The following is a 15,744-nucleotide window of genomic DNA, read 5'->3' as shown; positions in this document are numbered from 1 at the left end:
TATGGAAGAATTTATTCGGCACTATAGGGAGTCGGTTTATACGAAGAATTGGCACAGACAGAGAAGAAAGAAACGATGCTTGGATTATTTGTACGTACATATAAAATTGGCACCATACACAGTCTCCAAGCTAGCACATAAAGAAAAGCACAGTGAGGTACGTGATGGCTACGTCTGCATAAGAATTTTACCGAAATAAGCGAGGGAAATAAGGGGAAGAGCGAACAGAATTACCATGTTAGCAAGCTTCGACTAATATTCAATCGTTCAATTAAATATCACGTTATTCCAAGAAAAATAGCCCTTTTTAATCCTCTATCTCAACACACATCCTATCTTCATCCCCAACTATTGGAACGCTTACAAAATAGTTTCGCACAAGTTGTAAGTATAATAATCATTCCAAATTGACAAATGTACGTACAATATCTATACTAAAGCTGTTCCTTAAAAAGAAAGCGTATTCTTTATGACGTCAAATTATACAATATGCCACAAATGAAACCCGGAGTTTATATAGCCTCACTCCTATAGATGGCAGTTACATAGCAGTGCCAAACGGAGCAAAGCTTGCCGCACTCCGGACTAACAAAGTGAATCAGTGAAGGGAGTTACGCGATAATGAGTGACATCAAGATGAGTGCCAAAGATGCGATCACAAGCGGAGCGACAGCGCTGGGTATCGAATTCGGTTCCACTCGAATCAAGGCGGTACTGATCGATGAGCAGTTTGAGACGATTGCATCCGGTAGCTATGAATGGGAAAACCAGTTGAAGGATGGCTACTGGACGTATGATCGCGACCTGATTATCACAGGGATGCAGACCGCTTATCGTGAATTGAAGCAGGATGTCCAGCAGCGCTATGGTGTGACCTTGCAGCAGACAGGCTCGATCGGCTTCTCAGCGATGATGCACGGCTATATCGCACTGGATGCAAGTGGCGAATGGCTCGTTCCTTTCCGTACATGGCGTAATTCTACGACAGGTGTAGCGGCGCGTGAGTTGACCGAGCTGTTTGGATTCAATATTCCAGAGCGCTGGAGCATTGCCCATCTGTATCAGGCGATTTTGAATGAAGAACCGCATGTGTCTAAGCTGACTTCTATTAACACATTGGCTGGTTATATTCACTGGCTGCTCACTGGTGAGCGTGTCATCGGTATCGGCGATGCCTCCGGTATGTTCCCGATTGAGGATTCCAGTCATGCGTACCATCCAGCGATGCTCGGTCAGTTCAACCAGCAGATCGCAGGCAAAGGCTATCCGTGGACGCTGGAGCAGCTATTGCCAACGATTCGTCTGGCTGGTGAGGAGGCAGGGAAGCTGAGTGAAGCAGGAGCGAAGCTGCTTGATCCTGATGGTGATTTGCAGGCTGATATTCCATTTTGCCCACCGGAAGGTGATGCAGGAACAGGCATGGTGGCGACCAATAGTGTACGCAAGCGGACAGGCAATATTTCGGTAGGCACATCGGTATTTGCGATGATCGTGCTGGAGCATGAGCTGTCCCGTGTGTATCCGGAGATCGATATGGTCACCACACCGGATGGTAGCCCGGTTGGGATGGTGCATGCGAATAACTGCTCCAGCGATCTGAACGCATGGATGGGTTTGTTCCGTGAGTTTGCCGTCGCGATGGGCTATGAGAGCGATCCGAATCAGCTGTTCAGTGTACTGCTGAACAAGGCGCTGGAGGCAGACCCGGATGGCGGTGGCTTGCTCAGCTATGGCTACTATTCCGGCGAAAATATTACCGGACTGGAGCAGGGGCGCCCGTTATTTGTACGTACACCGGAAAGTCGCTTCAATCTGGCGAACTTTATGCGCACACATCTGTTTACCGCTTTTGGTGCGCTCAAGCTGGGCATGGACATTTTGACCGAGCAGGAGCAGGTGGCGATCGATTCGGTACTGGCGCATGGTGGTCTGTTCAAGACACCGGTAGTCGGTCAACGTATCGTCGCTGCGGCGCTGAATGTGCCCGTATCAGTCATGTCGACAGCAGGTGAAGGCGGCGCATGGGGCATGGCGCTTCTGGCATCATATCAGGTCAATCGAAATGGTGAGCAGTCGCTGGCAGATTTCCTGGAGCAACGTGTATTTAGCGGTGTATCGGCAGAACGCATGGAGCCGGATGCCGCAGATGTGGACGGATTTGGTCAGTTTATTGAGCGGTATCGTCAGGGGCTCGCGATTGAGCGTGCGGCTGTCGAGCATCTGAGCTAAAACGGGAGGGAACGGAAATGCTAGAGCAACTAAAAGAGCAGGTTTATGAAGCGAATCTGGAGCTACCCAAGCATGGACTGGTCAAGTTTACATGGGGCAATGCCAGTGCGGTTGACCGCGAAAGTGGCTTGTTTGTCATTAAGCCGAGCGGCGTTAGCTATGAGAAGCTGAAGCCTAGCGATATGGTCGTGGTTGATCTGGATGGCAATGTGGTGGAAGGCGAGATGCGCCCATCCTCCGATACAGCGACCCATGCGGTGCTATACAAGCACTATGAGCAGATCGGTGGTATTGTGCACACACATTCTACATGGGCGACGATCTGGGCGCAGGCAGGACTGGATGTTCCGGTCATGGGCACTACCCATGCAGATACGTTTTATGGAGCGGTACCATGTGCACGCTTTCTGACACAGGCGGAGATTGATCGCGGCTATGAGGCGGAGACGGGCAAGGTGATCATCGAGACATTCCAGCAGCGTGGTCTGGATGTGATGGCGATTCCAGCTGTACTGCTGCATGGACATGCACCGTTCACATGGGGCAAGGATGCACACGCAGCGGTCGTGAACAGCGTCGTGCTGGAGGAAGTATGCAAAATGAATCTGTACGCGCGTGAGCTGAACCATTTTGCTAAGGAACTGCCACAGGGCATTCTGGACAAGCACTATTTGCGCAAGCACGGCAAGGATGCGTATTACGGGCAAAAGTAGAACGTAAAATGTAAAGCGATACCAACGATAATCAGCCTACAAGATTTATTCTCAAATGTACTCATATGCTAGAAGCTTGAGTACAGCGATAGATGATGAAGCATGCCATTTAAAAAGTAGCATGACCTATACGGATAATAGCAAGTTCAACAGCAATCCCCCATAAAAGCAAGTACAAGCTCGATCCTAGCTAGCAATCGTACAAAGCGTGAACGATATCTAATTCCACCGAAAAGAGGATGATTCCCATGACAGCAACAACAGCCAAACAATTCTGGTTTGTAGTAGGTTCCCAGCATCTGTACGGAGAAGAAGCACTCGGACAGGTAAAAGCGAACGCACAGAAAATTACAGATGCACTGAACGCCAGCGGCGTATTGCCGTATCCGCTCGTACTGCAAGAGCTTGCAGTGAGCGCAGAAGCGATCACCAGTGTGATGAAGGAGATCAACTACCGTGATGAGGTAGCCGGTGTAATCACATGGATGCACACCTTCTCTCCAGCGAAAATGTGGATTCGTGGCACCAAGCTGCTGCAAAAGCCATTGCTGCATCTGGCAACACAGTATAACGAAAGTATTCCATGGTCGACGATCGATATGGACTTTATGAACTTGAATCAGGCGGCACATGGTGATCGTGAGTACGGCTTTATCAATGCGCGTCTGGGCAAGCAGAACAAGATCGTTGTCGGCTACTGGGAGCGTCCAGAGGTACAGCAGCAGATCGCGGATTGGATGGACGTAGCGGCTGCGTACAATGAGAGCTTTAACATTAAGGTTGCTCGTTTTGGCGACAATATGCGTAATGTTGGCGTAACCGAAGGCGATAAGGTCGAAGCACAGATTCAGTTCGGCTGGACAGTTGATTACTTCGGTATTGGCGATCTGGTAGCAGAGATCGGCAATGTGACCGAGCAGGAGATTGACGAGCTGATGGCGGAGTACAAGGAAGCGTATGACTTCGACTATGGCGATTATGAGCAGGGTGCATGGGAAGCTAGCGTGCGTGTACAGGCGAGCTATGAGATTGCCCTGAAACGTTTCCTGGATCGTGGTGGCTATAGCGCGTTCACGACTAACTTTGAAGACCTGCATGGTATGAAGCAGCTGCCGGGTCTGGCTGTACAGCGCCTGATGGCGCAGGGCTACGGTTTTGCTGGCGAAGGCGACTGGAAAACCGCAGCACTGGATCGTCTGCTCAAAATTATGAGCCACAACCAGAACACAGGCTTTATGGAGGATTATACGTACGAGCTGGCGGCTGGACAGGAAGCGATTCTGCAATCGCATATGCTGGAGGTTGATCCATCGCTGGCAGCGAACAAGCCGAAGGTTGTTGTATCTCCACTCGGTATCGGCGATCGCGAAGACCCTGCACGTCTCGTATTTGACGGCAAAGCAGGCGAGGGTGTCGTCGTATCGATGGCAGACTTTGGCACTCATTACAAGCTGCTGATCAATGAAGTATCTGCATTCGAGCCAACCGTACCAGCGCCGAAGCTGCCAGTAGCGCGCGTACTCTGGACGGTAAAGCCGAACTTCCAGGACGGCGTAAGAGCATGGATCGAAAACGGCGGTGGTCACCATACCGTCGTATCGTTGAACCTGACTACCGATCAGATTGTAACGTATGCGAAGCTGGTCGATCTGCCGTATGTGGTGATTAAGTAATAGAGCTGATATAGAGGATAGGCAGACAGGTAAACGTTCAAGTTAGCGCTAGCGATCTCGTTCTACAGCTTGATGTGATCCGCATGCAATCTATAGCTTTATCTATATAGTTTCCTAGCTTCTTAAACTAGTTGCAATTAGCTGCTAGCGGCGATTTTCCAATAGAGATGCCTTCTTACGAGGGCATCTCTATTTGCTATGTTTCGATTCGATCCTCCTTCTTGATCTACCTCCTCCGCTTATCCTAAGTCGTACCCGTCATGCAACGCATTCATGATGGAACTCATTTCTACCTGTACCTGTATACCCCCTAGCATAATATTTCGCTGTATGCCTTTTCCTCGTATCCACTATTGGGTAAAAACGGAAAAAGAGCCAAAGGAGGAACAGCATGTTATATGTCAATGCAAAAGCAAAGCTGGTGATGTCTGCGCTGCTGCTTGCCCTGCCGTTGTCTGCCTGTGCGACCGAACGTGAAGCGATGGAAACTGGAACCGAAACGACTGTCCGTGAGGAGGTCGAGCAGCCAGCGATGGCGGCTGAGCGTACATCGGCGACTACCACAGGTACGACTGGAAATGTCGATCTGGTCGATTCACTGCAAGGCGGCTATACCGAGCTGGCGACCGGGCTGGACATTCCGTGGTCAATGCAGTTTGCTGGAGATACCGTCTACATTACACAGCGTGGTGGTGGGATCGTACAGGTGAAGGATGGGAAGCAAACGGTACAAAAGGTACAGACAAGCAAGCCGTTACGTGTTGTTGGTGAGGCAGGGCTGACTGGACTCGTGCTTGATCCCGATTTTGCTAAAAATCAAACCGCATATATTTATCATGCGTATGAGCAAAATGGTCAGGGCTTGAACCGGATTGTACGGATCAAGCTGACCAATGGGGTATGGAAGGAGCAAAAGGCGTTGCTGGAGGGCATTCCAGGCGGACGTATTCATGAGGGCGGACGACTTGCCTTCGGCCCGGATGGCATGCTGTACAGCACATCTGGTGAAACAGGACGACGCGAGCTGTCGCAGGATCGCTCCAGTCTGGGTGGCAAAATTCTACGGATGACCAAGGATGGCAAGGTGCCGCAGGATAATCCATTTGCGAATTCATATGTGTATGCGTATGGACTGCGTAATTCGCAAGGTCTAGCGTGGACGTCGGACGGCACGCTGTATGCTGCCGATCATGGGCCAAGTGGCGGTGCCATTCCGGGCGGTGGTACGGATCGAACCGGGCTGGATGAGATCAATATCATTAAGAAGGGTGCGAATTATGGCTGGCCGAACGTGATCGGTACGCAAACAGCCAAAGGCATCACCGCACCGATCTATGTTGCCGGCTCGCGTGCGATTGCTCCATCCGGTATTGCTGCGACCCCAGAGGATACGATTCTTGTCGCAACGCTGGCAGGTGAGAGCCTCAAGCTATTCGATCCATCGACTCGTAAAATGACGAATATCCTGACCGATGTCGGACGCGTGCGTGATGTGATGGTGCATAACGGGCATATTTATATACTGACCAATAATACCTCCCGTGGCTCCGCAGGCGAAAATGATGATCGCTTACTGCAATTGAAGTAATGGTATATGATTAAAAAATACGTTCACAAAATACAGCGAGGATGCGCAACTCATAAAGTAACGTTGTCTGCCACACCCCACCGTGTAGAGAATTTCTTGATTTCGTATAAGCCGCCACATACGGAAGACGGTATAATGGGAGCTAAGAGATGCTTCCCGTCATGCTACAGTTGACCGGGAATGGAAGGGAACGATATCGTGAGGAATCAATTACTCGGTCTGGTCGGTATGATCGTGATCTTTATTGCAGCGACCTCGCTGTTTCTTTATCACTGGCTGAATCCAGCGGTTCATTATCCGCAGGCACAGCGCGGTATATTGAATGCAGGACAGTGGAACTTTGCGGAGCATGGAGTGATTCCGCTTCAAGGCGAGTGGGAATTTTATCCGAATCAGCTGCTGACTCCTGATGATTTTAAACGATCCTCAACCTTATTGGGGCAGACAAGGCGTTATTTGCCCGTACCTGGACGCTGGGATGGAACCGTATCACGAGATGGTTCGGGCGCAGGCACTTATCGTCTGCACGTGAATGTGGATTCAGCTGGAGATTATGGCTTACGGGTGAAAAAGATTCGCATGTCCAGCCGCATCTATATGGCAGACAAGCTGATTGGCAGCACCGGGCAACCGTCATTGACGGCGGCAGGATTCGTACCGAGCAATTTCCCGGTGTTTGGCACAGTGGATACCGATCAGCGCTCCTTCGATATCATTATTCAGGTGGCGAGCTTTGAGACGCTGCGAGGTGGATTGGTGCAGGCGCCAGAGTTTGGATCAGCAGATCGCATTATGGATCGGCGCGATCATGCGCGGATGGCGGATATGGTCGTGATTACGACGCTGTTTGTATTTGGTATTTATTTTGCTGGTATGTTCAGACAGTGGCGTCGGGAGCCGTATTTGCTGTTTTTCAGTATGTTCTGTCTGACGCTGGGGTTATTTTTTAGTTTGGACAATGAGATTATGCTAGCGGCGTTGTTCCCGCATCTTTCGTTTTTACTACTGCAAAAGCTGCTGTTTATTTTGCCATATGTATCGATTGTGTGCTTTGTGTATTATGTTCGGCTGTATTTGAATGCGCTGCCGACATGGTTATTTCGAGTGATACTGGCATTATCGATCGTGTACATGCTATTACTGCTCGTGTTGCCGAATCAGCAGCTATTGCATCTACTATGGCCGGGCATTCTATTGCAGGTGCTAGTGTTTGGTTACATATTCGGCTTGCTGCTGCGAAATCGGCATCAGGGAGCGCGCGTGTATTATATTTTGCTCGGGGTATTTTTCCTAACGATTAGCTGGATTTTTGCGCAGACGCGTTATCAGCTGGCGCTGGATAGTCCGTATTATATTATCATCACCCTGCTGCTAGTTGTGCTGTCGCAGTCGTTTTTGATGACCGATCGGATACGGGAGGCGCTGCGGCATAGTGAGCAGCTTGCCGGGCAACTGCTGCGATATGATCAGCAAAAGGATGAATTTCTAGCGAAAACATCGCATGAGCTGCGTACACCGCTGCATGGCATCATTAATCTGTCCGGTACACTGCTTGATAATACAGAGCAGCCTCTGCAAGCGGAGCAACGTGAAAGTGTACGTCTGCTACATCTGATCGGTCGACGGCTGGCGAGTCTGGTAAACGATATTCTGGACATGAATCGGATTCGTTACGGAGAGCTACAGGTACAATTGAAGCCTGTTGACCTGCGCGTATCGGCAGAATTTGTGATGGAGACGTTATCGATCACACCGATCAGTAATCAGGTGGCGCTAATCAATCAGCTTCCGGCAGAGCTACCGCTGGTCTGGGCAGACGAGAATCGGTTGCGCCAGATTTTGCATAATTTATTGGAAAATGCGATCAAATATACCGAACAGGGCAGCATCATTCTGTCCGCAGAGCGTCGGGCGGAGCAGCTGGCGATCTCGGTTACAGATACAGGAAAGGGAATGGATGCAGAAGTATTGAAGCATTTATTTCAGCCCTTTTTCCATTATGATGAGCGTGGAGCTGGCTCTGCTACAGGGATGGGACTTGGACTCAGTATTTCTCGGCAGCTGGTCCTGCTGCAAGGTGGGCAGCTGGAGGTCGAATCCCAGCCGGGCGCAGGCTCTCGCTTCACCTTTACCCTTCCGTTGGCAGATGCGGTGAGTGATAGCGCCGCAATGCCACTACGCCCGGAGCTGATGCAGACGGCGCCAGCGGAATATCGTGAGCTGCAAGCAGGCTGGACAGAGCCAGTCTCCTATATGCCTTCATGGCTGGAGGATGAGCATTCATATCATGTATTAATCGTCGATGATGAGTTATCGAATCTGAAGGTGGCGGCTGATGTGATCGCTGGCATGCGGCATACGTATACAGCGGTTCGTAGCGGAGAAGCGGCACGCGAAGCACTACGACAGCGCAAGCCTGATCTGGTGCTGCTCGATCTGATGATGCCGGGTACATCGGGTCTGGACATTTGCCGTGAGATTCGTGCGCTACATGGCTTGTCCGAGCTGCCTGTGCTTATGCTGACAGCTTCTGGACAGACGGCGGATATGCTATCAGCCTTTGCCGCAGGAGCGAACGATATTTTGCAAAAGCCCTTCGAGCTGGCGGAATTCCGTGCCCGTGTACAATCGCTATTGTCGATGAAGGGCTCGTCTGAGCAGGCATTACGGCGAGAAATGGACTTTTTGCAGGCGCAGATCACACCGCATTTTCTATACAATAGTATGAATGCGCTCGTCGGCTTGAGCTATAAGGATGTGGATCGCCTGCGAGAGACGATCCAGCATTTGACAACCTATTTGCGTGCCAAGTTCACCTTTGTATTCCATAGTGAAGCCGTGCCGTTAGCGCGTGAGCTAGAGCTGATACGGGCGTATCTGGCGATTGAACAGCTTCGCTTCGGTAAACGATTGCAGGTGCGCTATGATGTGGATGAGCATGTCCATGTGATGCTACCGCCTCTTACCTTACAGCCGATTGTGGAAAATGCAGTACGGCACGGGATCGGTCAAAAGCCGGAAGGTGGAGCTGTCGATATTATCGTCCGAGCTGTCGGTCAGAGGGTCGAGATTATCGTGAAGGATGACGGCATAGGCATGACCGACGAACAGCGATTACAGCTGGAGCAAGGTCAAAGTAAAGGCGTTGGCATTGGCAATGTGAATCGCCGCTTACAGATGAAATATGGACGGCGACTGGATATCGTTAGCCAACCAGAGGTCGGTACGACAGTTACGATTCATTTGACGGAGGGGGAGCGCTCACATGTGGAAAGCGATATTGATTGATGATGAAGAGATCGGGCTGGATGTGCTGGACATTATGCTGAGCGAGACCGGTCAGGTGGAGGTAGTCGGCAAATATCAGCTGGTGCACGAAGCGATGACTGCTTGTCAGGATAAGCAGCCTGAGCTGATCTTCCTTGATATCGAAATGCCCGGTATTAGCGGACTGGATGCCGCGGAGCAGCTAAACGTCATCTGTCCAGACGCAGCTATTATTTTCGTAACGGCTCATGATCAGTATGCGATCGATGCCTTTCATACTGAAGCGATCGGTTATCTGCTCAAGCCTGTAGCGCCAGCCAAGCTAGAGCGCACGCTTGGGCGCTATGCCGCTCAGCGAAATAAGCAATCCCCACAGACTACAGGATCAGTAGATAGCATGGATAATGATGAACATAACAATATGGAACTGGAACAGCCTGCCTCCCCTGCTCCCTCGATAGCTACGTTATCGCTACGTGTAATGGGCAGTCTACAGGTAAATGCTGTCGATGGACGATTGCTTAGCTGGCGTACTCGCAAGACGAAGGAGCTATTCGCCCTGCTCTGGCATTATCAGGGGAATCCCGTGTATAAATTTACGATTCTTGAGCAGTTATGGGCAGATGTGCCCGCACAGCAAGGACAGAAGCTACTGCACACCTCGCTCTATTATGTGCGCAATCTGTTCAAGACACTCGGCTATGATGATGTGGTCAAATATGGAGATGAACGCTACTGGATCGAGCCAGCTATTTTCCATAGTGATCTGGCGCAGCTGCTAGAGCTTATCGCTCAGCAGACGGTCACTGCCGAAACGGTGAGCCAGGTGATCGCTCTCTACAGCGGAGATTATTTGGAAACCGAGCATTATACATGGGCAGACGCCTATCGGATCGAGCTACGCGGTTCAGTGGCTGCGTATCTAACGCAAGCGCTGAGTCAGCTAGCTACGGATGAACAAATTGCACCGCTGTACAAGCTGTTGGAGCTGGAGCCAGATGTCGATCGACATTATGAGCAGCTTATGCAGCTATTGCTGGATACGAATGACGCTACTGGAGCCGCGCGTGTAAAAGAGCTTCAGAAGCAGCTATGGGCTGAGAATCGTGAACGTTAAATATGCCAATAATCATGAAAGTTAAATATGCTGAGAAGCGCGCACTTTAAATGTAATGAGTAGAGAATCGACTTGTTCGTTCGACATCCTGGTGTGAATAGGCAACATACCATGAGCGCCCTATCGCATTGGAGGATACGAGTCGATAACATGCTTAATAGGCTACAATGAAATTATACGAATGGAATCAACGTATAGCTGAAATGACAGGATCATCGAATGGATATCACAGGCAGCGTCTTATCTTGCTATGCGGCAAGTGAGACGCTGCCTTTTGTCGATGTGGAAATGGGATGAAGCGCAATCCAGGCTGGGGCTTGTGTAGAGTCGATTGGGGAAGCATGAGCGTATAACAAAAAGGAAGTGAATAGCATCGATTTCATTTGGCATTTTATAAGCCGAACAGGTATACTACAGGTAGTTGTACGAACATTATGGCAGTAATGAGCTAAAGGAATAGATGTAGTTAAATGGTAGTTGTAACTGAGTGTTGTAGAGAAAGCACAGCTGTCATGAAGCTTGGCGATCAGACAAACGAAAACGAGAATCTAGCACGAATCGGAACAGCAATGTGCGGGCAATGATCGCACATACGTAGAGGATATCTTCACAAACTATAGCTAAAGATATAGCTGACGAACCTATTACAGCTGGGTATCCATGTCCCTCACAATCACCCAAACAAACTAATTTGTAAGCGTATTCAAAAATAAAGGAGCTGTTGTGCATGTCTGTCTACAATGCTGCCTGTGATGTAGCTCGTCCGGGCAATCATCATCGTTTGGAGGATATTCCTGCGCATGATCCCTTCGTGCTAACTGATGCTCATTCAGGCACTTATTATCTGTACACAGGTGCGGCACCTCAGCTGCATGAAACGGATCGCTATGGCGTATTGGTGTATAAAAGCACCGATCTGGAGCAGTGGGCAGGCCCGTATCTTGTCTTCTCGATTCCAGATGACAGCTGGGCGCATCCACAGCATGGAGCATGGGCACCAGAGGTACATGCCTATCAGGGACGCTACTATTTATTCGTGACCCTTCATCATAACGATCGTCTGCTGGAAGGTGAGCCGATTCAAGGCTATACGAAGCACTGGCGCGGGACAGTGATCGCTGTCAGTGATACGCCTGAAGGTCCCTTTCAGCTATTGAATGAAGAGCGTCCGGTACTACCCGAAACGATGATGACGCTGGATGGCACACTATATATCGATGAACAGCAGCAGCCGTGGATCGTCTACTGCCACGAATGGGTGCAGATGATCGATGGCACGATTGAAGCGATGCGGCTGAATGATGATTGGTCAGGTACAGTAGGTGAGCCGGTGCATCTGTTCAGTGGATCGGCAGCCCCATGGTTACCGTCGACTTTGTCTCACTCGCCAGACTCTTTACAGGATCAGGTGGGTGTCGATCCTGCTTCATCAGCCGATACCGCTCTACCAACCGATACAGCGTCAATATCGGATATGGCACCACATGAGCCGACTGTCTATGTGACGGATGGTTGCCAGCTGTACCGTACATCCGGTGGTTCGCTCGTTATGCTATGGTCAAGCTATGAGCATGACAGTTATGTGCAGACGATTGCCCGCTCGGTGAGCGGCAGTCTGGAAGGGCCATGGGAGCAGCTTGATCCGTTAGTACGTGAGGATAGCGGTCATGGCATGCTCTTTCAGACCTTCGATGGAGCATGGAAGCTAATTCTGCATCGTCCGTTTCGTATTCCAGAATCGCGCTGTCACCTGTTTGACATCGTAGACACAGGCGACAGCTTCCGGCTAGCGTAACAGGTGCATAGAGCTGAGTTAGAGTCAGGCACAGCAACACCTGCACATTTACTTAATGCTATACAGCTCTTTTGCTGCCTTATTGAAGTGAGCGATCACTCCGGGAAACTCCTGCATCGTTTGCCCATGCTGCCACAGGATGTGCTTCACAAAGATCGTATCGGTAAAGAGGCGGCTGACGATCAGCGTGCACAGGTCTGGTTCATCAGCCAGCGCTTCAACGAGTACATTCAGCTCACCAGGGGCAAACGTAACAATATAACAGGCATAATTTTGCAGCAGCATACTAAAGCAGTGGGCACCGTACGCACTCATGGGCGTCATCGCTGCCTGCCGCAATACAGCAAAAAAAGCACCTTTATCCTTTTGATACTGCTTTAGCAAATCGTTCACATCGTTCAGCCATGGCAACATATACGATACTTCTGATGTGTGCGGAAGCTGTAATGCAGTTGTGCTTCCCTCCAGATGACTCAGCAGTTCCAATGTCAGCGTCTTGAATGGTTCAATAGTAGTGGGTGAAGCATCCAGACGCTCCGCATACTGCTCGTAATGCTGATGAATCTCGTCATAATATCGGGTCATATAATCACGTACAGAAATGCCTGTAGCAGTATGGACGAGCTGCTGTTCTTGATAGGAGAATGCTTGCAACGTATCCCAGTTTACAGGATGTGCGTACAAATACTGATGCAGCAGCCAGCCACGCAGCTGCTCTCGCTGACCACCATCCAATAAGGTCACGCGATTCAAACCGGATAACTGAAAAAAGCAGTAGCCCTTCATCCAATCATTCATTCGGTTATAGGCATGGATTGGATAGATCGATAGCGTCGTATTGATCGTAAGCAATAAATAATGCAGGATCAGCTCCTCGTACAGATCAAGCTGCGGAAAGGACTGTGCTAACAGCGGAGCATGCACCGGATCACTCAAATAGCCCGGGTCTTCAGGCAATAGCTCAAATGCCCATTGCGAAAACGACGCTTCATCCTCATCCGTGATAAATAGCTCGATGCTGTCATCTCCGCATCGATAATATTGAAATGGAATATCGAGTATACGGGTCTCTTCACCCATGTACTTTATGCCGATATAGGAATAGTACAGAGATTGAATATTCATGATATCCTCCTGTGAATAGGGGTATACAATCAATTGTAAGGGTTCGTGATCGCAATGATTCTTTACACAAGCTGGATGGGTTTCATTAGCCAATGACAGCTCGCCAGCCCAGCCTTCCAATTGTATACCCTGTATATTACCGCAAATCCAATCGGACATGTACCGTTCAGCTAAGGTACAAACGATGGTAATGGGGTACTTTTATGCTGTATAATATATGTCAAAAAATATATAATAAATACAGTTGCAAGTATGATGCGCTCATCGTCGACATGTCATATCCATAAAATAATGGCTACAAATCCCTGTAATCCGTATTCTCTTGTCGGTTTTTGATCCAGTTAGCCCTTTTCGAGCAAACTTTTCATTTTTTACCAACTCCAAATAGTATATAATTGGAGGATAAGAGTCGATAACATTTTTAACAGACTGCAATTAAGTTATAATAAAGGTAATGATTGAACGCCCTGTAGGGTAATGGAAAATAGTCAGTATCGTGATGTTCCTGAGTGGAGCCTTGCTTCGTGTAGTACCTGAGCAGGAGCGACTGCTCTTTTTTGCAAATATACGAGATAAGGAAGGTTTTTATGAGCAGCCTACAGAAAAAAACAGACGTTATCTTAATTGGTGCTGGTGTCATGAGTGCGACACTGGGATCATTGCTGAAAGAGTTAGCACCAGAATGGGAAATTAAAGTGTTTGAGAAACTCGCAAGCCCTGGAGAAGAAAGCTCTAACGAATGGAACAACGCCGGTACAGGTCATGCGGCGCTGTGCGAACTGAACTATACGTCCGAGAAGCCGGATGGCACGATCGACATCAGCAAAGCGGTGCAGATCAATGAGCAATTTCAGCTATCCCGTCAATTCTGGGCGCATCTCATCCAGACCGGGGTGCTTCACAACCCGCAGCAATTTATTAAGCCGATTCCGCATATGAGCCTGGTGCTGGGTGAAAGCAACGTTTCTTTTTTGAAAAAGAGATTTAAAGCGCTTACCCAAAACCCGCTGTTTCAAGGAATGGAATATGCCGATGAGCCAGCCAAGCTAAAAGAGTGGATTCCACTCATTATGAATGGACGTACCTCTAGCGAGCCGATTGCCGCGACCAAGATCGATTCCGGTACAGACGTGAACTTCGGTGCGCTAACTCGGATGATGTTTGATTACTTGAAGGAGCAGGGCGCTGAGGTGCATTACAAGCATAGCATCAAGGATATTAAGCGCACACCTGATGGTTCATGGAATGTGAAGGTGCACAATCTGGATAACGGACGTGTTGAGAATCATGTCGCACGCTTTGTATTTATCGGTGCGGGTGGGGGCAGTCTGCCGCTGCTGCAAAAGACCGGTATTCCAGAATCCCGTCAAATCGGTGGCTTCCCGGTAAGTGGTGTATTTATGGTCTGTAAAAACCCAGATGTGGTCGAGCAGCATCATGCCAAAGTATATGGCAAAGCCAAAGTGGGCGCGCCGCCGATGTCTGTACCGCATCTGGATACCCGTTATATCGATAACAAAAAAGCGTTGCTATTCGGACCTTTCGCAGGCTTCTCGCCAAAGTTCCTGAAAACAGGCTCCAACATGGACTTGATCGGCTCGGTAAAGCCGAACAATCTGATGACCATGCTGGCAGCGGGTATGAAGGAAATGGCACTCACCCGTTATCTCGTGCAGCAGGTGATGTTGACCAGCGAGCAGCGGATGGAGGAGCTGCGTGAATTCATTCCTACCGCGAAGAGCGAGGATTGGGAGCTGGTCGTTGCGGGTCAGCGTGTACAGGTCATTAAGGATACGCCAACCGGCAAAGGTACACTGCAATTCGGTACCGAGGTCGTAAGTGCAGCTGACGGTTCGGTTGCCGCATTGCTCGGCGCTTCGCCAGGCGCATCGACCGCGGTACACGTTATGCTGGAGGTGCTTCGTCGTTGCTTCCCGCAGGAGCTGCCAAAGTGGGAGCCGAAGATCAAGGAGATCATTCCATCCTACGGCTTGTCGCTGTCTGAGCATCCTGATCTGTTCCGCCAGATTTTCAGCTCAACCTCGGAAGTGCTGGGACTGAATAGTGAGGATCACGTGACAAACGGTGTAGAAACTTCACCGGATGTAGTGACTCGTAGCATCTGAGTCTGAATCGCGCTTTTGTCATGAAATACGATATTCATGCTGCAAGTCGGTGAGAAGAATTACAGCTCGCTTCAACTTGCAGCAGGAGCAAGCCGATAATCAATCGGATCA

General features: G+C 49.6%; 9 protein-coding genes. 8 read left to right on the top strand and 1 reads right to left on the bottom strand.

Translation table 11 applies throughout. The features are described 5' to 3' along the window. Window positions 1-621: 621 nt before the first annotated feature. The 7 genes from SK066_RS22700 to SK066_RS22670 all read left to right on the top strand — a co-directional run bounded on the left by SK066_RS22700 (window position 622) and on the right by SK066_RS22670 (window position 12,382). Window positions 622-2,229, top strand: coding sequence for a xylulokinase (locus tag SK066_RS22700; protein ID WP_320543129.1), 1,608 nt, complete (start codon window positions 622-624; stop codon window positions 2,227-2,229). A gap of 17 nt (window positions 2,230-2,246) precedes the next feature. Beyond that, window positions 2,247-2,942 (top strand): L-ribulose-5-phosphate 4-epimerase, encoded by a 696-nt coding sequence (locus SK066_RS22695; RefSeq protein ID WP_320543128.1) that lies wholly within the window; start codon window positions 2,247-2,249, stop codon window positions 2,940-2,942. Window positions 2,943-3,190: 248 nt separating this feature from the next. Continuing rightward, window positions 3,191-4,615 (top strand): L-arabinose isomerase, encoded by a 1,425-nt coding sequence (gene araA / locus SK066_RS22690; RefSeq protein ID WP_188776007.1) that lies wholly within the window; start codon window positions 3,191-3,193, stop codon window positions 4,613-4,615. A gap of 391 nt (window positions 4,616-5,006) precedes the next feature. Beyond that, window positions 5,007-6,203 carry a PQQ-dependent sugar dehydrogenase gene (locus tag SK066_RS22685; RefSeq protein WP_320543127.1) on the top strand — a complete coding sequence of 399 codons (1,197 nt, stop codon included), beginning with the start codon at window positions 5,007-5,009 and terminating at the stop codon, window positions 6,201-6,203. Window positions 6,204-6,401: 198 nt separating this feature from the next. Next, window positions 6,402-9,491, top strand: a complete 3,090-nt coding sequence (locus SK066_RS22680; RefSeq protein ID WP_320543126.1) for an ATP-binding protein — start codon at window positions 6,402-6,404, stop codon at window positions 9,489-9,491. Beyond that, entirely contained in the window at window positions 9,469-10,587 is a 1,119-nt protein-coding gene (locus tag SK066_RS22675) for a response regulator (RefSeq protein WP_320543125.1), read from the top strand. The genes SK066_RS22680 and SK066_RS22675 overlap by 23 nt, the downstream gene beginning before the upstream one ends. Window positions 10,588-11,314: 727 nt before the next feature. Next, a complete protein-coding gene (locus tag SK066_RS22670) occupies window positions 11,315-12,382 on the top strand; it encodes a glycoside hydrolase family 43 protein (RefSeq protein WP_320543124.1) in 1,068 nt (355 codons plus the stop codon). Between the two features lie 48 nt (window positions 12,383-12,430). Here the strand turns inward: SK066_RS22670 and SK066_RS22665 are convergent, their stop codons facing one another. Next, window positions 12,431-13,507: a hypothetical protein gene (locus SK066_RS22665; protein ID WP_320543123.1), complete on the bottom strand. Its 1,077-nt coding sequence runs from the start codon at window positions 13,505-13,507 to the stop codon at window positions 12,431-12,433. 587 nt (window positions 13,508-14,094) lie between these two features. Between SK066_RS22665 and SK066_RS22660 the strand changes: the two genes are divergently transcribed. Next, window positions 14,095-15,633 (top strand): malate:quinone oxidoreductase, encoded by a 1,539-nt coding sequence (locus SK066_RS22660; protein ID WP_320543122.1) that lies wholly within the window; start codon window positions 14,095-14,097, stop codon window positions 15,631-15,633. The last annotated feature ends 111 nt before the right edge of the window (window positions 15,634-15,744 follow it).

Source organism: Paenibacillus hunanensis, from assembly GCF_034055775.1.
Taxonomy (GTDB): Bacteria; Bacillota; Bacilli; order Paenibacillales; family Paenibacillaceae; genus Saccharibacillus; species Saccharibacillus hunanensis.
The sequence above is the reverse complement of the archived record's forward strand: the minus strand, read 5'-3'. Positions and strand labels throughout refer to the sequence as shown.